The sequence below is a fragment of the Moraxella sp. CTOTU46711 genome (assembly GCF_031975715.1).
GTDB lineage: Bacteria > Pseudomonadota > Gammaproteobacteria > Pseudomonadales > Moraxellaceae > Faucicola.
Genome location: NZ_DALYMP010000001.1, coordinates 346,824 through 365,231, shown reverse-complemented (window position 1 = coordinate 365,231; position 18,408 = coordinate 346,824). Strand labels below are relative to the sequence as shown.

Here is an 18,408-nt window from a genome sequence, read left to right as displayed (position 1 = left end):
ATGTCAGCGCATAACCCCATCAAACGTAAACTCACCAAAAAAATCTACGTCGGTAATGTCGCAGTAGGCGGTGACGCCCCCATTAGTGTGCAAAGTATGACCAATACTGATACCTGTGATGTCGATGCCACTGTGGCACAGATTCAGCGCTGCGTCGATGCCGGTGCTGATCTGATGCGCGTCTCCACCCCTACCATGGAATCCGTTGCCGCCTTTGCCGAAATCAAAAAACAAGTTTCTGTACCTCTGGTGGCAGACGTTCACTTTGATTATAAAATTGCACTGGCGGTGGCTGATGCGGGTGCAGACTGTTTACGTATCAACCCAGGTAATATCGGCAATGAACAAAAGGTGCGTGAAGTGATTGCTGCCGCCAAACATCATGGCATCAGTATGCGTATTGGCGTAAACGCGGGATCACTAGAAAAAGATATCCAAAAAAAATATGGTGAACCCACGGGTGAGGCCATGCTTGAGTCGGCGATGCGCCATATTGATATTTTAGATCGTAATAACTTTGACCAATTTAAAATCTCAGTCAAAGCCAGTAATGTGTTTTTGACCATGGATGCGTATCGGTTGATTTCTGCACAAGTTGACAATCCACTGCATCTAGGTGTGACAGAAGCGGGGGTATACCGCACAGGTACTGTTAAGTCTGCGATTGCCTTAGGCGGACTACTGCTAGAAGGTATTGGTGATACCATGCGTATTTCGCTAGCCGCTGAGCCAGAAGAAGAAATTAAAATTGGTTTTGACATCTTAAAATCCCTCGGTATCCGTAGTAACGGGGTGAATTTTATCGCCTGCCCTAGCTGCTCACGCCAAGAGTTTGATGTGATTCGGGTAATGATGGACTTAGAAAAACGCCTAGAGGATATCCGTGAGCCAATGGATGTGTCGGTGATTGGCTGTAAAGTCAATGGTCCAGGGGAAGCCAAAGAATCGGATATCGGCGTGGTGGGTGCCAGTCCAAATAGCCTAGTATATAAAAATGGGGAAAAATCACATTTGATTGATACCACCAAGCTTGCTGATGAGATTGAAGCCATGGTCCGTCAGAAAGTGGCTGAACGAGAAGCGCAGCGCGCCAATGAAATCTTACGGGTTAAATAATTTTTGTGTCGTTTATTTTTTTAGTTTGCATTGTTTGGGAAATTGACCATGTTAAAATCCATTAAAGGGTTTAATGATATCTTACATATTGAGACAGAATCTACGCGCCCATCGAGTGAGTGGCGCCGACTTGAAAGCAGTCTTATCGATGTGCTCAATCAATTTGGCTTTGAGCAAATACGCCTCCCAATCGTTGAAGAAACCCAGCTATTTGCCCGCGCGATTGGCGATGCTACTGATATTGTCGAAAAGGAAATGTATAGTTTTTATGACAAATCCAACCCACCTACGGCATTGACGCTACGCCCTGAAGGCACGGCAGGCGCGGTACGTGCCGTGGTGGAGCATAACTTATTGCGGGGTGACAATCCAAAACTTTGGTATATTGGTCCTATGTTTCGCTATGAGCAACCGCAAAAAGGCCGTTATCGTCAGTTTCACCAATTAGGGGTTGAGAGTTTTGGCAGTGAATTCGCCGATGCCGATGCTGAGCTCATTATCATGACCTACCAAATGTGGCAAAAATTGGGTATTTTAGACGTGGTGCAACTTGAGATTAATAGCTTGGGTGAGATAGACGAACGACTGGCGTATCGCCAAGCCTTGGTGGATTTTTTAACCGATAAAAAATCTCAATTGGATGAAGATAGTCAGCGCCGCTTAACCACCAACCCCCTACGCATTTTGGATAGTAAAGATAAAAACACCCAACAAATTTTAGAGAATGCCCCAAAGCTTGCTGACTTTTTGGGGGCAGCAAGCCAGCAGCATTTTGAAGCCTTACAACAGTATCTTAAAGCAGTCGGCATCAATTTTGTGATTAATCCAAAACTGGTACGCGGTTTAGATTATTACAATAAAACTGTATTTGAATGGACGACCGACCAGCTAGGTAGCCAAGCGACGGTATGTGCTGGGGGTCGTTATGACGGTCTTATCGGACAAATAAAATCCATTGGCAGTGATAAACCAGCCGCTTCCGAGCCTGCTGTAGGTTTTGCCATGGGGCTTGAGCGTTTGTTGTTACTCATGCAAAAAGTGCATCCGTTTGAGGCAACACCTGCCTGTGATGTATTTGTGGTCGCCCATCCTGATGTTTACACCGATGCCATCAAATTTGCCCATGAGCTACGTACACGACGTTCAAATCTTCGCGTAAAAATGGCGAGTGCCACGAGCTTAAAAGCGCAAATGAAGAAAGCCGACAAATCAGGTGCGCAATTGTCAGTGATTATCGCGCAAGATGAAGTCGCCAGCCAGCAAATTACCATCAAAAAAATGGCAACTGGTGACCAAATTACGGTCGCGAGTGACACGCTCTTTAGCGAAAATCCAGATTTTATCTAATCTATCTGATTAAGCCAAATTTGATGGGTAACTTATATCAGTAATTTTTTGAAAGGCTTTATGTAATGGTTAAAGACGTACAACCTAAGCTAGTGAATGATGAACAGCAATCCTTAGGCGCGCTTAAACAATATGGTGGCTATATTTTATCCGCCATTATGTTGGTATTAGCCGGTTATTTTGGCTGGACTTACTGGCAAAAGCATGGCGGCAATATAGATACCGCAGCGGCGAACGATTTTGCCAAAATTCAAAGCGACCAAAACAATATTGAGACCCTAACCACCCAAGCTGCCAGCGATACTAAAGCACAAGCGCAGCTGGCTACGGCGCAAACCAATTTGGACAAAGACTTGGGCGAATTTGTGGCTAACCATGATAACTCGGTTTATACATGGCAAGCCTTGATGCTGCAAGCCAAACAGCAAACCGATAAAAATGATTTAAAAGCGGCGGCGGCAACGCTACAAAAAGCATCTCAGTTAACGCTGAAGGATGATGGGCTAAAAGCCATTGCCATTTTGCGCCAAGCACAAGTGCTGTTGTCGGACAATCAAGCGGATGCGGCACAAAAGCGCTTACAAAGCCCCTTACCCGCTGCTTTTGAAGCCAGTAAACTTGAGATTTTGGGGGACATTGCCAACCAACAAGGGGATAAAAAAGCGGCTGCTACTCATTACCAAAAGGCTTGGCAACTGATTGAACAACGTAATCAAAACAACCCAAACCCACAAGACCGTGCATTGCTACGTATCAAAATGGAAAGCCTAGGTCTAAGCGTCAAACAACCCGATTTAACAGGCGGCGTACTCGCTAAGCCTACCCAAGCACCTACCCAAGCTGAAAATACTGCCCCTGCTGCAGCAACCGCATCTGCGCCCGCTGTTGCCTCAAGCATAAAATAGGTGCAAATTAGGTAAAAAATCTTAACCTGACAAAACTTTTAAATGACAACATTTAAATTTCACTATACGTTACGAGATAAACAATGACTACCATAACAACAACAAAATCGACACCATTATCAACAAAATTATCGACAAACTTAATGAAACCTGCCGTATTTGCAACCGCCTTGGTGGTAGCGATGACTCTGACCGGTTGTGACAAATTTAAAAAATCTGACAATGTCCATAAACCTGCCGCACTTGTGAAACTCGCTAGCAGTCAAAATGTGATTTCCCCGCTATTTAGTCAAGGCAGTAATACAAAAGTTAGCCAACGCTTTGGCAATTTGCGCAATAAAACCACCATCAGCCAACAACCTACCGCGTTTCGCGTGGCTTATGACAACAATGGCTATGTGAATGCGTTAGCAGACGGTAGCGTGCAAGCGTTTGATGGGCAAGGCAAAGCGCTGTGGAGCATTAAGCTCAAACAAGGCCTAATGTCAGGGGTGGCGCTAGATGATCAATCTCGCGTAGCCGTGGTTAGTGACAGCAAAGGGGTCATCATTGCGTTAGACAGAGCAACTGGCAAAGTTATTTGGCAAATGCCTTTAGATACCGCAACCCTATCCCCAGCCCTCATCAGCCAAAACCGTGTCATTACCCTTGGCAATGATGGTAAAATTAGTGCGCTGTCGCTAGAGTCTGGCGCGCCTATTTGGACTTTTAACACCCAAAATCCAAATTTAAGCGTTCGCGGTAGTGCCACGCCGATTTTATTCAATCGCAATACGGTACTGGTGTCGACAGCCGATGGTCGTATCCATGCTTTAAACATCGATAATGGCGTACCCATTTGGTCAAAACGTTTTGGTATCAGCAAAGGCAGTAGTGATATCGAAAAAATTTCTGATGTGGATGCCACCCCCGTACTAGATGGCAATATGCTGTACGTTGTGTCCTACAGTGGTCAGTTAGTCGCTGCCGATATGGCTTCACAGCAGCTAAGTTTTGTCAAAGAGTTGGCGAGCCTAAAATCAGTCGGCACAGATGCTAGCCAAGTTTACGCCACTTCACTTGATGGCGAATTGGTAGCGATGGATAAAATGACCGGCACGGTTAATTGGCAAACCGATAATTTGTCTTATCGTGGTTTGAGTAACGCGGTGAGTATCGGCAACTATGTGGTGGTTGGTGATGCCATGGGTTATTTGCATGTATATGACCGCGCATCAGGGGCACTAGTTGACAGAAAACAAGCCAAATCCGACGTGGCGGTATTACAGTTTATCAATAACCGTTTGATTGCCCAAAGCGCAAATGGCGCATTTAGTGTTTGGCAAGTAAATCGTTAATTGTTAAACTGTTTACGCATTTAGCGGTTTTGGCGAGTGGATGAGCAGCCCATACTGATAAAAGTGTGAGTTTAAATGACAACCCAGCATTGCAGCGCGATGTTGGGTTTGTTAAGTTATAGAAATAATGAATTTTTCAAGCGTGTTTAAAATCTTGCTTGTTGAAAATCTTGCTTTTTGAAAATTTTGGAAATTAAATTTATGAAACCAGTTGTTGCCTTGATTGGCCGTCCGAACGTTGGCAAGTCCACCCTATTTAATCAGTTGACCCGCAGTCGTCAAGCCTTGGTTGCTGATTTGGCAGGTCTTACCCGCGACCGTCAATATGGCGATGCAACCTTTGAAGAAAAATCCTTTATCGTTATCGATACCGGTGGTATTGGCGAAGTGGATGAAGGTGACGGCACCATTGATGACTATATGTCGCACCAATCGCATACCGCTATCCATGAAGCCGATATCATTGTATTTGTGGTTGATAGCCGCGCAGGTATCACAGGTGCCGATGAAGTCATTGCCAAACAACTTCACACCCTAGGCAAGCCCGTGTTTTTAGCCGCCAATAAAATGGATGGTGTGCATGAAGCGGCGATTCATGAATTTTATGCGTTAGGTTTTGGCGAACCATTTTCCATGGCAGCCAGTCACGGACGTGGGGTGGGCAATTTATTAGAAGCCGTCACTGCCAATATGCCCACCGATGACCAAGAAGAACAAGCACCTGATGGTTTACGTATCGCCATCATTGGCAGACCCAATGTCGGCAAATCTACGCTAGTCAATCGCTTGCTCGGTGAAGAACGCGTGGTAGTTTTTGATATGCCAGGTACCACGCGCGATAGTATCTATATACCTTACGAGCGTGACAACAGACATTATGTGTTGATTGATACTGCAGGCGTGCGTCGCCGTGGACGTATTGATGAAAAAGTTGAAAAATTTTCCGTGGTCAAAACCTTGCAAGCCATCAAAGATGCCCATGTAGTTATCGTGGTGATTGATGCGCAAGAAGGCATTACCGATCAGGATTTGAACTTGTTGGGCTATGCCTTAGAAGCGGGTCGCGCGATGGTACTTGCCATCAATAAATGGGACGGGCTTGACCAAGACCAAAAGAATTTTGTCAAAATTGAAATGGATCGACGTTTTAACTTTATCCCTTATGTAAAAGTGCATTTAATCTCTGCGCTTCATGGGACGGGCGTTGGCAATCTTTACCCATCGATTCACCGTGCCTATGATGCCGCAATGTTTGATATTTCCACCAGTCGCTTGACCCAAATTCTGCAAGATGCGGTTACTGCACACCAGCCCCCTATGGTAGGCGGGCGACGGATTAAACTTCGATTTGCGCATTTGGGCGGTCATAATCCACCAATTATTGTGATTCATGGCAATCAGACCAGCCAAGTGCCAAACAGTTATCGTCGCTACCTAGAAAACGAATTTCGCAAAGTATTCAAGCTTGAAGGCACCCCGATTCGAGTTGAGTTTAAACAAAACGCCAACCCTTACGCAGGTCGCACCAATACTATGACGGATGCGCAAAAAGAACGTAAACGTCGAGAGGTACAAAAATTCAAAAAGCGTGGCAAAAAACGTTAAGGCGATGTTAATTGGCGTTTTAAGGGATGAGTGAATGGTACAGAAGACTTTAGGTTATCAAATTGCGGTAAAGCGTATCGTTGCACTACCCTTTTTATTGGCTTTATTTATATGCTTTGTGATTTATACCTTAGTCGACTTGACCCAAACGGTGCAATCTGAAATCAAACAGGCAAGTAAGATAAATTATCTACTTGCCCAGTCTACTGCCAGCAATCCTAACAGTGTGACAACCGCTAGCATTGACAAACTGTTAAGCGAAATGCCACAGTACGAAAGCATTGTGTTTTTTCCATTTGATCAGCAGCAGCATCCAACCACGCGTCCCATTAAAGTTACTGAAGTGCTTTTTGAGCGCTATTACGGATTGAGCGAACCTGTTAAAATCAATTTGTTAAAATTAACGCCCAATCAAAAAAACGCTAAAGTAGACCAGCTAATTGGCTATAGTAATCTGACCCTTGACCTACAAACCATTCGCCATCAATGGTTTTGGCAACATTTGCCATTAATGCTTGTGTTATTATTTATTGCGCTGCTAAATTTGTGGTTTGTGTTGCAAAAGGTGCAAAATTTAAGCCATCGCTTACCAGAACTTGAAGATTTAAGCCGTCATATTTTGCAAGATGAGTTTTCACAGGCAGAGGCTTATCAGCTACCAAAAAGTAATGAGGCTTGGGTATTTGAAAAAGCCTTGGTGTATTTGCTCAACAAGCGCAAGGCGCAAATTGCCCAAATCGACACCCTGCGCCAAGAAAAAAATGCCCTTGAAGAAACCCAAATTAAGCAGCTTGAGCATAGCTCAAAATTTGAAAATATTTTGATTCATGAGTTCAAATCCTCTGTGAGTCGTATCGAATCGGGTTTACAGCTATTACACAATCAATATATCAGCGCTGAGCAAAAAGATGCCGTTGAAATTATTAGTTTGGGTAAAGATGATTTGAATGCTAAGCTGGATCAAATCATCCAAATTAACCGTATCGATAAAGGTCAAGCAGGCATCAGCGCCTACCAATTTAGTCCAACGGGGTTAATCACCCAAATTGTCAATGATAATCAGCCTCTGGCTGCCGAGAAAAATATCACATTAAAGGCAAAGCCCTATCATGCCGACTATGTCCTAGAAGGCGATGTTCAAAAAATTACCCTAATTATTAGCTCATTGGTAGAAAATGCGATTAAATTTACCGATAAAGGCAGCATAACAATCACCTCGCAGTTGCAACATTTACAAACGCAAGTAAGGTGGACGCTGCAGATTGAAGACACCGGCATAGGCATTGCGAAAGAATATTTAGAGCTAATTTTTGAACCTTTTTTCCAAATTAATCCTGAAGTAAAACATTCCTCATCAACTAATTCTGCAGGATTATTTTTGGTGAAAAAACTGTTAGCACTGATGAAAGGCAGTATTACAGTTACTAGCGAACCTGATGTGGGTACCAATTTTCAGGTATCGCTACTGCTAAAAGATTGGAAACACAACTATGAGCGCAGTTTATTGATAAATAAACATATTGTCGTTTGGTATCACTATGAAGATTTATACGAAAAAGCCAAACGCATGGAAAATGCCGGTGCTAAAGTTGAGACCTTTACCAGTAGCGAACTTCTTGAAGATTATTTGTTATTTCATACCGTGGATGCACTATTTATCTCCCGAAATATTGATTATCAAGCGATATTAGACTTCGTCAGCAAATTTCGTGAGCTTGAACAAAACGGCAGGGTCACCATTATTTGTGTTTATGACACCAAAGCGTTAAATCCGCATACCATCGAACTGCTAAAAATAGCGGGGGTTGATTATTTTGTCAAAAAAGAAGTAATAGACGATACACCCGATCAATATATTAAAGAGCTGTCCCATATTTTGAGTTAAAACTTGAGTTAAAAAAACCCTTCGTTTCATGTGAAGGGTTTTTCTCTTTGTGATTTTTCTTTGTAACTTAGAATAAACCTTTAAAAAACACCACGATATGTTGCCACATACGTTTAAAAATTCCTGCTTCTTGAACTTGGGTCTCAGCGACCAGTGGGACAGACGCCACAGGTTTACCATTGAGCATAGCAACCAGCTTACCCACTTCTTGCCCCTGCGCTAACGGCGCTTTGACATCGGCTGGTAAATTGACCACAGTGCTGATTTTTTCTTGATCCAGTTTTGGGACTAATACTTGTAAATTACCTTTGCTGACGACGTTGACTTTATCGACAGCACCGAAGTTGACTGGCACGCTGCCGTAGTTTCTTTGTGCTGGGGCGGCAATTTTAGTAGCAAAATTACTAAATCCCCAGTTGAGTAAGTTACGCGATTGGTCTGCGCGCTCTTGCACGCTTTTAGTACCCATAATCACTGAAATCAGGCGCATATCACCGCGTTTACTCGACGCTACTAGACAGTAACCTGCTTCGTCGGTATGCCCTGTTTTTAGACCGTCTACCGTGGGATCAGTAAACAACAGCGCATTGCGGTTGCCTTGGGTGATGCCGTTATAAGTAAATTGTTTTTGGCTATAGATGGGATAATACTTTTTGCTGTTCTTAATAATGGCTTGGGCAAGTTTCGCCAAATCTTCGGCAGACGCTTGATGGCCTTCTTGTGGCATACCGGTCGCATTCATAAAATGAGTATGGGTCATGCCAATTTTTTTGGCTTCTTCATTCATCAAATCGGCAAACGTGGTTTCGCTACCGCCAATGTGCTGTGCCATCGCTTTTGATGCATCATTACCCGATTGGATAATAATACCTTTTAACATATCAATCACAGGGGCGGTTGTATTGACAGGGACATACATACAAGACTCTTCACTTGAGCCTTTACACCAAGCCTCTGGGGTCATGAGGATGGGTTCATTTTCTTTTAATGCCCCTGATAGCAGCCGCTGCTCAATAATGTAACTGGTCATCATCTTGGTCAATGATGCGGGTGGGAATGGCTGCGCGGCATTTTTTTGAGCCAATACCGTACCCGTATCATAGTCAATTAGGATAAAAGCAGAATTGTCTAGTTCAGGCTGTTGTATGGCACCATTTGCCTGTACAGTGGGGGCAAAAAAACTGGCGGCGACAAAGGTGCCGACCATCAGGCGTTGGGTGTATTGCGGTATTACGATTGCTTTCATCTCACTCACTCTTGGCTCAAATCAAATGCGACCTTGCTTGGACGCTTGGTAAAACAAATTGCCTATATTAGCAAAAAAAATCGTAATTCAACACTGTATCCAGTCTAAAAATCAACGATTTATCATAAATAAAACCCCCTAAATCAGTTAGGGGGTGGATAGCGTAGATTGACTTAAATTATTATTTACTGTTGGCAAGGTCTTTGCACAGTTCAAGATTCTCCGCTTTTGGATAACTGAGCGTCCATTGGCGGGTTTCATTCAAAATTTGCTTGTAATCTTGCTGAGAGGATAAGTACTGCACCGCTAAACGAGGATCGCTGATAGTCGGCATTAATTTTTTTAGCTCGACATTATAAGCGGTGTTAAACCCTGTTTGTTGCGATTTATTCAGCATGGGTGGGCAGATTTCTGACAACACTTGTAATACCGCAACCTCTTCTTTGGTGGTCGATAATTCTGACATATCGATTGCGATGGTATCGCCATTTTTATCTTCAGCGATACCACTCACGGTGACGCCCATTAACAGCATGGCTATCATAGCTTGACTGATGTTGCCCAGTTTAATCATACGGTGTCCTAACGTTATCTAAGTAAAATACAGCCCATATCATACTAAATAATCAAAAAAAATATAGCGAATAATCACGCTATATAGTCAGTATTTTGTGAACAAGTAAAATTTTTTGAAACAGTGTAGCAATATACTACTAGGTAAAAAATTCGGCATTATCCATGTTACGGCTTAGTTTACACTGTCTAGTTTAATTGCTCAATCGCTTGAATTTGCAAAACACTCTCTGCTGTCTGGCTAAAATGAACATCGACATTTTGATAACGCATGACAAATGGGATATTAAGCTCCTGTTGTCGATATGCAGGTCTAGGGTCTTGGGCAATGAGTTGCTCGATGGTTTGCCAATCTGTTTGCTTGAGCTGACTTTTTATTGCAATATGCGATAATTCCTGCAATAAATCGGGATGCCAATGCACTGACTTGATAACGGGTTTTTGGCTGGCATACCCAGCAATCGCATCATCGATACTATCGCTATAACGCAAATATGGTTTGATATCAATGACTGGTGTGCCATCTATCATATCGCCGCCGATGATATGCAGCCTCAAACCCTCCTCAGTGTTTTCAATATGCGAAAATTTGACCACTGACAATCCAATATTTGCCGGTCGATACATACTTCGACTGGCAAAGACCCCTATCTTTTGGTTGCCACCAAGTCTAGGTGGACGGACTGTTGGCTGAAAATTTGACTGATTGGTATTGATTCGATTTTGATGAAATTGCCATATAATCCAAAGATGACTAAATTGGGCAATGCCCTCAAAAGCACTGAGCACATTGTAGGGCGGCAACATGCTGATAGTAGCGTTGATATCGACAAGATTGGGCTGGCGAGGTGTGCCAAACTTTTGCTTAAGTGGGGAGTTCACAATGCCGATAATCGGCAGGGTAATTTGTTGTGGTAACATAATGGGTCGTTAAAATATGATATTTTAAACTATGATTATGCCATTTTTTTACGCCCAAATTCGACTAAATCATTAAAAATTTGCTATCATATCGCCCCAGAATGTCAATATTAACCCGCTTTTTTTATCCTTTATCCAGTTTTATTTTTATCTATGACCAATACAAGGTTGGGCGCTATGTCAAAATTTTATGAAGAAACTGTTACCTATGTGCATCATTGGAATGACACATTATTTACCCTAAAAACTACCCGTAATGCAGGTTTACGTTTTAGGAATGGTGAATTTGCCATGATTGGTCTGGAAGTCAATGGAAAACCTTTGATGCGTGCCTACTCTATTGCCAGCACCAACTATGATGAAGAGCTCGAATTTTACTCTATCAAAGTCCAAGATGGTCCTTTGACGTCTATTTTACAGCATATCAAAGTGGGTGATAAATTATTGGTGAGCAAAAAACCCACTGGCACCTTGGTGCTTGATGACCTAAACCCGGGCAAGCATTTGTATATGCTAGCAACGGGTACAGGGTTGGCACCATTTTTGTCACTTGCTCGTGACCCAGAAGTGTATGAGCGTTTTGAGAAAGTCATTGTAGTGCATGGCGTACGTTATGTGAGTGAATTAGGCTACCGTGGGATGTTTGAAAAAGACTTGTTTGAAGATGAGCTACTGGGTGAATACGTTAAAGATAAACTCATCTATTACCCCACCGTCACGCGTGAGCCGTTCCGCAATGAAGGGCGTATGACTGATTTAATGAAATCAGGCAAGTTATTCCAAGACATCGGATTACCAGCCATCAATCCAACCGATGACCGCGCGATGATTTGCGGCAGCCCGTCTATGAATAAAGATGTGGCGGCACTACTCGATGAATTTGGTCTTAAACCCTCGCCACGCATGGGTGGCACGGGTGATTATGTGGTTGAACGCGCGTTTGTCGAACAGTAAAAGTTGAGCAGTAAAAGTCGAGCAATAATTTGAATTAAAAAAAGAGCCATTTGGCTCTTTTTTATTAATTACCTTAAAACGTATACTCCACCATTAAATTACCACCCGCATCTTTATCATCGCTGATGCTGTCTTTTTTACCCCAAATACCCAGTTTAACCGAGGTTTTGTCATTGTATTTATGTTTCCAATCCGCTTCGACAATATCCAAATCTTGCTTGGTTGGGAAGGCTGAATTAATCACTTGATTAGATTGATTCACTTTGGCATTGGCGTATTTTAACCCGAGCTGATTATTAGCGTTAATATTACCTGATAGTCCCACACTAATGATTTCACCATCCCCACCAATCGGATGACCTAGCGGCAAGCCCTTTTGATAATAACCATCTGTATATATTGAGTGACCATAAATAATATTAGTTTTGTCTAAATCATAATAAGTATTCGCCCATTCTGCATGCCAGAGCCAAGGCTGTTGAAACAGCGGAATCGTACCTTTTAAACCTGCCAAATACGCCTTTTTAGTAGGTAAACCACCTGCTTCATCTTCCCCAATGAATTCTCCATAGACACTCATAGGCAAATTCACCAACGGTTTTAAATTCAGCTGTGCATCGATGCCTGCGATTTGATCAGATATATCTGTGGGTGTATTATAGGTATTATCGTAACGACCCGTTAACGCCTTTCCAAGCGATTTTAACGACTCATCCCTTCCGTCACCACCCCAAAGTAGTGTTCTAGATGCACCGATTTGAAAGGCTTCATGCGGTTGAAAACTCGCCCGCATACCGATGAGCTTTGTATCAGGCACTGCCTGATAATCTTGTAATTGACCTGCCGTAATTTGGTAATTAAAATTACCCAGTTTTGATAATACAGGAAAATTAATGGGGCTATTATCAGCGCGCTGCATTAAAAAGCCTGTAACAGGTCTAGCGGCATCACTACGAATTAGACTGCCATCAACCCCATTGCCCCACCATACCGGAATACTACCAAAGGCAAGGCGATGATTGCCTAATTTGGTGCCGATATAGCTGCCATCAAGATTCGATGACTTACTAGGCTCATCATCTTCGACATTTAAGGTGCCTTGAATTTTATAATCAATGTTATCACCTGCATGACTATGAGAAATACTAACACCCAAAGGCGTCACCGTATTGCCTTCTGTATTAAACCCGCTAAACACCGCGCGCTCGTCACCATTCACGTTGCTCATTATTTGTAGCTTGGATACATCGTTGGCTTCAAGCTTTTGCTTAACTTTACCCAGTAACAGTTTGTCATTGTCTGATTTGGGCTGCGCTTGACTCAAGGCGGTCTGTATGGCTTCTGAACTAATCGGCCAAGTTGATATATCAACATTTAGCACACCATCGAGTTTCAAAATCTCAAGTGTTTGACGTAGGTCACTATCAATTTGAACTAGTTGCCCAGCTTGTGCTGAAAAGCTACACAGTAACGCCACACTAATTGCTAAAGGCAGCTTAAGAAATTTTATATTGTTTAACTGCATCACCACTTCCTTTACCCAAAGCTGTTTTCATAATATAACCAAAATATTTTTTCAGTGACAAGCTGTCAATCATTTCTTTATCTGTTTCGGCTAGTAATTTTGGCGTTGACATATCAATATTATTGATTTGTGCTAAACCTGTGATTCCCGGTAGAACCTCATATACACCTAGTTTGTCACGCTCTTTAATCAACTCTTGTTGATTAAATAAATTAGGTCTTGGTCCGACAAAACTCATTTCGCCTTTGAGCACATTGATGAGTTGTGGCAACTCGTCCAGTTTGGTTTTGCGCAAAAATTTGCCAAGTGGCGTAATGGCAGCACTATCAACCAAATGACTTGCAACAGATTGTGTAGCCAACTTCATGGTACGAAACTTGATAAGCTTAAATCCCTTCTTATCTTTACCTACCCGTTCTTGAATAAATAAGGGAGAACCTGTATCAAAATAGCCAATCACCAACACAATAATCATAATCGGCAAAGTGACTATCAATCCGATGAGGGCGAGCAAAATATCTAACAATCTAATCATTTTTTATTATTCCGATATAAATTCCCAACTTCGCTTAGGGCATTTAAACTATGTTTGGGTGGATGCCAATTAAAGAATTTTTTTGCTTTACGATTATCTATCTCTAGGTTTCCGTACAGCTGCTCAAATATACTGACCTTACCAGTTACATCTGCCAAAGTACTTAGCAATTTGGTTGGCACAGGTAATAATATTATGGATTTACCCATACCTGAGCTCAAGCACTGTATTAATTGTTTAGTGGAAATCACTTCATCGTCAGCGATTAAAAAAGTTTCATTAATTTTAGTATCATGATAAATACAGGCAGTGATAAAGCTAACCAGATTTTCTATTGCAATAAATGAACGCTGATTGTGAGTACAACCAAACGGTAAAAACTGCCCCAACTTGATCAGCATCAACAATTTTGAAAAATTACCAGGCGCATCGTGCGCATAGATAAGTGGCGGTCTAATAATAATTAAATCGATATGGGTATTTTCAAACAATTTGGCTAATGCTTTTTCTGCCTCATATTTCGATTTCGTATAATCATTGGTAGGATTAGGTGTGTCTTGCTCGGTAAAAGCCTTACCATGGGTACTATTACCATTAACCCCAATAGAACTGATAAAAATAAACCGCTTTATATTAGCTTCTAAGGCTTTACGAGCCAATTCTAAAGTACCATCCACATTGTTTTTTTTAAATTCGTCAACACTATTATTTTTGTTGTGAGCAATCCCTGCAAGATGAACGATAACATCAGTATCTTTGGGTATAGCGATATCAAAAAAGTTATTGCTAACAATCTGTTGAACCGATGATGGCAGAAGGTTACTTTTTTCTCTGACACACGCAATGACTTCATCGGTTTTAGATAGGTCATTAACGAGATATCGCCCGACAAAACCTGATGCACCTGTCACTAATATTTTCATCATCGCAAATCTCTCTGGGCTAAAATTTTGTTATAGATAGCTAACGTTTTGTCTAACATGATATCGAAAGTAAAATTTGCCTCATAAGCCTTTCGGCTGTTATTCCCCAGTTGCGCTCTTAACTTCGCATCCGATATGAGGTTGACTAATGCTGCACGCAATGCAGTGCTATCATTTTTTGCAATTAAAAATCCATTGTTGGGATTGACGCTTTCCTTCACCCCACCGACATCAGAGGCAATAATGGGCAATGAGGCTCGCATAGCCTCCAATATAGTCAAAGGAAAACCCTCATACTTAGATATTAAGACAAAAATATCTGCTTCATTGAGAAACTCTTGAACCTTAAAACTTTGTCCATGAAAAACAATTTTATCATCCAACTGCTTTTTATGTGTCAAATCTTTACATTTTTGCAAGTTTGGTCCATCACCAATTAAGTCTAGCTGCCAATCTAAATTTTTTGGTAAATCAGCCAATGTATTAATCAAAAAATATTGGTCTTTTTGCTCTTCAAATCTTGCCACCATAATCAATTTTGGAATGGCATTCGGGGTATTATGTGTAGGTTTAATAATATCTGGTACACCATTGTGTATCGTGGTGACAAGTTGATGCGTACCCACGTTGTGTTTAAAACCATGTTGTCTATCATATTCTGAGACAGTAATAATGGCGTCCGATAATTTGCTCAACCCCCTCTCAATACTGGTATAAATTTTTTGTTTTTTAGCCCCGACCCCATCGGTAAATGCCCAGCCATGAGCGGTAAATACGACAGGTAGTTTGAGTGATTTTGCTGCCAAACGGCCTAACAGACCTGCTTTGGTTGAATGACAATGTACAATGTCTGGTTTCAAATGTTTTAGCTGTTTTTTTATCTCAAGATAGCCCAGAACTTCATCTTGAACCGATAATTCGCGTTTTAAATGCGTTAAAGCAGTGTAACCAATGTTCTTTTTTTCCAATGCTTCTGTAAATGCGCCTGTGCCACCAACCAGAATATGCACCTGATGGCCTTTTAGTAGCATACCTTTGGCTAGGTCGAGCAGATGAACACTTGCCCCCCCTAAAACATCAGAACGAGTAATAATATATACAATCTTCATAACAAATCCAAAAGTTATCTATCTTATACCGTAGAAAGTTCTAACCATTTTTTATAGCTATTTTCTTATTAAAAAAAAGCTATTCAATGGGTTTTCTAGCTCATTGGTTGTTTGCTTCGATTTCCCCATTAGACAAACTGAGGGCTCGTGGAATCCAATTGAGTATCAAAAAACCATTAGATGACAGGTTTGATAAAGCAACTAAAAACAATATTGGGCTGAGTTTTTTGATTTGTCGGTATAGTTTGATAGTGTTTGATAAAACTTCGTAAGGGCTTAGTCTGCCCCTGCTAAGTTGGTAATGACTTGAGATTGCACTTAGTTTTGCAATTTTATCCAATTCTTTTAGGTTACTATCAGAGGTAAAAGCATAAATGGTCAAGTTTTTGTTAATTAAAGAAAGGATTAAGTCTTTACGAAAGGTATATAGGCTTGAAGCAACTGTACCAATTATATGTACCTTCATTAGCTATCAACCTTATTAATAATTGCTAATTGTTTTAAATACTCATTTATAATTTCATCATCAACTTTTAAATTACTTCGTCTTTTTAAAATAATATGCATCATATTGATAGCGTCTGCTAACTTGACGATTGACTTTTTGACAGCAAATTTTTGTATATTAAATTTGTATTCAGTTTCTGATAAAATGTTTTGATAATACTTCTTGATAATTTGTGTTTGCGTGTTATAACCTTTAAGCATTTTCTGTTTAGTTGCACTACTCTCTTCACGGTAGTAATATAAATACTCTGGTAAAAAGCCTACTTTTAAATCATCTTTAATAGCTGCAGATAGCCAAAGTTCATGATCTTCCGCAAGTGCGTTAAATTCATTATATAAATTACGTTGGCACCATGCTTTTTTAGCTAAGATAGAAGCATGTAAAATACCCGACTGACCTAGTAAGGCATCTTTTTTTGTAACTTGCTTTGGAAAATAAGTCCTAATACCGATAATTTCATTATTATTTCTAATGGAAATCAGAGAAGTAGAAACCAAATCAAATTGTGGATTGCATTGCAGAAAATTTAATTGCTTAGCTATTCGTTCTGAATGCATCATATCATCCGCATCCATTCTTGCAATGTAAACGCCTTTGGCTTCACGTATAATTTGATTTAATCTCGCAGGTAATTTTTTATTGATGCCATCCGAGATTACTCTAATTCTATTGTCTTGTTTTGCGAAATCTTTAGCAATCTCGAGTGAGTTATCTTTTGAGCCGTCATTAACTAAAATAAGCTCAAAATTTTGATAGCTTTGAGCTAATATCGATTTTATGGCATCTGCTAAGTAGTCTTCTGCGTTATAAATAGGAACACCGATTGTGATTAATGGTTGATTATTCATTAAAATATCTCAAATAATGGATTAAGCCTATAGGGGGTTAAGTCACTAAAGCGAGTTGTGGTAAGATAAAAGTAAACAATGCAAAGGCAAATAAACAATAATTTTATAAATACTCCTTTTATTTTAACAAAAATTGTAGGTAAAATGATAACCATTGTCCAAGTAAAGTAATTTAAAATTCGTTGTGGTCCAGAGGGGTTTGTTCCTAAAAATGCAATCGGTATTAGTAAAGCAATACCTGAAAAATATAAAGTTGATAGCTTTATAAAAACTTCATCTTGAATTTTTAGTTTGGCATTCATAGCTAATATAAATAAGGCAAGAATGACATAGAAACCTAAGGTGAATAATCCACCAACATTATCACCTTTTGCATAATCTTCATATCGTACATTGTCTTTAGCTATATATTGAATCAAAGGTGCAGCGGCAAGAGCGGTACCCATTATCACAAACAAGACTTTATAACGAATTTTAATCTTAAGATTAACCACAAAATAAAATGGAATCATAAATAAGGCTGAAATATGAAACATCGACGCTACTAAACATACCAATAAATATCGCCAAAACTTATTATCTAATAGTGCTGGCATCGCATACATCATAATTGCCATGGCAATACCTTGTCGCAATCCATTAAAAAAGAAACTATAAACACCAAAGGTAATGTATATAATGACTGCTAATAGATAGTTTTGGGCGTATTTTTTGATGAACTTTAAGTAGCTAAAAACAATAAATAATGCGGTAATAGATAACAGCCAAGCATAATTATGAGTAAGATGCAATAATAAATAATCAAATAGTTGATAACCTTTTTCGACATCGTCTCTAAATTGATAATAATTAGGGTCTAAACTATTAGTGTAGTTGCTTACATAACCTCCAGTATCCGTACCTACTCTATAACTTCTCATACCTGCAAAAAGCGATAAAAATAGTAAAGGTATCCAAAACGACTTCCTGCCGGTTGCTTTTTGTTCTAAAGCTATCCAGACAATTACTAACACTAAGACGGCGAAATATGGAAGCATTAATTAACCCATATACAGTAGCAAACAATTACAT

Annotated in this window: 16 protein-coding genes; 7 read left to right on the top strand and 9 right to left on the bottom strand. The window is 40.6% G+C overall.

Translation table 11 applies throughout. The features are described 5' to 3' along the window. The 6 genes from ispG to RTJ53_RS01585 all read left to right on the top strand — a co-directional run bounded on the left by ispG (position 1) and on the right by RTJ53_RS01585 (position 8,195). Complete coding sequence (gene ispG, locus RTJ53_RS01610) at positions 1-1,116, top strand: flavodoxin-dependent (E)-4-hydroxy-3-methylbut-2-enyl-diphosphate synthase (RefSeq protein ID WP_100270046.1); 1,116 nt, start codon at positions 1-3, stop codon at positions 1,114-1,116. A gap of 48 nt (positions 1,117-1,164) precedes the next feature. After that, positions 1,165-2,463, top strand: coding sequence for a histidine--tRNA ligase (gene hisS / locus RTJ53_RS01605; protein WP_312275550.1), 1,299 nt, complete (start codon positions 1,165-1,167; stop codon positions 2,461-2,463). Positions 2,464-2,528: 65 nt separating this feature from the next. Continuing rightward, positions 2,529-3,368 (top strand): YfgM family protein, encoded by an 840-nt coding sequence (locus RTJ53_RS01600; RefSeq protein WP_312275549.1) that lies wholly within the window; start codon positions 2,529-2,531, stop codon positions 3,366-3,368. 143 nt (positions 3,369-3,511) lie between these two features. Beyond that, positions 3,512-4,705 carry an outer membrane protein assembly factor BamB gene (bamB, locus tag RTJ53_RS01595; protein ID WP_312275548.1) on the top strand — a complete coding sequence of 398 codons (1,194 nt, stop codon included), beginning with the start codon at positions 3,512-3,514 and terminating at the stop codon, positions 4,703-4,705. Between the two features lie 201 nt (positions 4,706-4,906). Continuing rightward, a complete protein-coding gene (gene der / locus RTJ53_RS01590) occupies positions 4,907-6,310 on the top strand; it encodes a ribosome biogenesis GTPase Der (RefSeq protein ID WP_065252739.1) in 1,404 nt (467 codons plus the stop codon). Between the two features lie 34 nt (positions 6,311-6,344). Then, positions 6,345-8,195, top strand: coding sequence for a sensor histidine kinase (locus RTJ53_RS01585; RefSeq protein WP_312275547.1), 1,851 nt, complete (start codon positions 6,345-6,347; stop codon positions 8,193-8,195). A gap of 67 nt (positions 8,196-8,262) precedes the next feature. On the opposite strand, the gene RTJ53_RS01580 is transcribed toward RTJ53_RS01585, so the two are convergent. The 3 genes from RTJ53_RS01580 to tsaA form a co-directional block, all read right to left on the bottom strand. Beyond that, positions 8,263-9,441 carry a D-alanyl-D-alanine carboxypeptidase family protein gene (locus RTJ53_RS01580; RefSeq protein ID WP_409418126.1) on the bottom strand — a complete coding sequence of 393 codons (1,179 nt, stop codon included), beginning with the start codon at positions 9,439-9,441 and terminating at the stop codon, positions 8,263-8,265. Between the two features lie 181 nt (positions 9,442-9,622). Continuing rightward, complete coding sequence (locus tag RTJ53_RS01575) at positions 9,623-10,015, bottom strand: MCR_0457 family protein (protein WP_312275546.1); 393 nt, start codon at positions 10,013-10,015, stop codon at positions 9,623-9,625. Between the two features lie 188 nt (positions 10,016-10,203). After that, the gene (gene tsaA / locus RTJ53_RS01570; RefSeq protein ID WP_312275545.1) at positions 10,204-10,935 is read right to left on the bottom strand and encodes a tRNA (N6-threonylcarbamoyladenosine(37)-N6)-methyltransferase TrmO; all 732 of its coding nucleotides are present in this window, start codon (positions 10,933-10,935) and stop codon (positions 10,204-10,206) included. Between the two features lie 177 nt (positions 10,936-11,112). On the opposite strand from tsaA, the gene RTJ53_RS01565 reads away from it, so the two are divergent. After that, complete coding sequence (locus RTJ53_RS01565) at positions 11,113-11,889, top strand: ferredoxin--NADP reductase (RefSeq protein WP_312275544.1); 777 nt, start codon at positions 11,113-11,115, stop codon at positions 11,887-11,889. Positions 11,890-11,962: 73 nt separating this feature from the next. Here the strand turns inward: RTJ53_RS01565 and RTJ53_RS01560 are convergent, their stop codons facing one another. The 6 genes from RTJ53_RS01560 to RTJ53_RS01535 all read right to left on the bottom strand — a co-directional run bounded on the left by RTJ53_RS01560 (position 11,963) and on the right by RTJ53_RS01535 (position 18,350). Beyond that, positions 11,963-13,414, bottom strand: coding sequence for a capsule assembly Wzi family protein (locus tag RTJ53_RS01560; RefSeq protein WP_312275543.1), 1,452 nt, complete (start codon positions 13,412-13,414; stop codon positions 11,963-11,965). Further along, the gene (locus RTJ53_RS01555; protein ID WP_312275542.1) at positions 13,386-13,889 is read right to left on the bottom strand and encodes a sugar transferase; all 504 of its coding nucleotides are present in this window, start codon (positions 13,887-13,889) and stop codon (positions 13,386-13,388) included. The genes RTJ53_RS01560 and RTJ53_RS01555 overlap by 29 nt, the downstream gene beginning before the upstream one ends. 56 nt (positions 13,890-13,945) lie before the next feature. After that, on the bottom strand, positions 13,946-14,875 hold the full coding sequence (locus tag RTJ53_RS01550) for an NAD-dependent epimerase/dehydratase family protein (RefSeq protein ID WP_312275541.1): 930 nt from the start codon (positions 14,873-14,875) through the stop codon (positions 13,946-13,948). Further along, positions 14,872-15,981: a glycosyltransferase family 4 protein gene (locus tag RTJ53_RS01545; protein WP_312275540.1), complete on the bottom strand. Its 1,110-nt coding sequence runs from the start codon at positions 15,979-15,981 to the stop codon at positions 14,872-14,874. Before RTJ53_RS01545 ends, RTJ53_RS01550 begins: the two co-directional genes overlap by 4 nt. 465 nt (positions 15,982-16,446) lie before the next feature. Further along, positions 16,447-17,337 carry a glycosyltransferase family 2 protein gene (locus tag RTJ53_RS01540; protein WP_312275539.1) on the bottom strand — a complete coding sequence of 297 codons (891 nt, stop codon included), beginning with the start codon at positions 17,335-17,337 and terminating at the stop codon, positions 16,447-16,449. Beyond that, a complete protein-coding gene (locus RTJ53_RS01535; RefSeq protein WP_312275538.1) occupies positions 17,337-18,350 on the bottom strand; it encodes an EpsG family protein in 1,014 nt (337 codons plus the stop codon). Before RTJ53_RS01535 ends, RTJ53_RS01540 begins: the two co-directional genes overlap by 1 nt. Positions 18,351-18,408 lie beyond the last annotated feature (58 nt).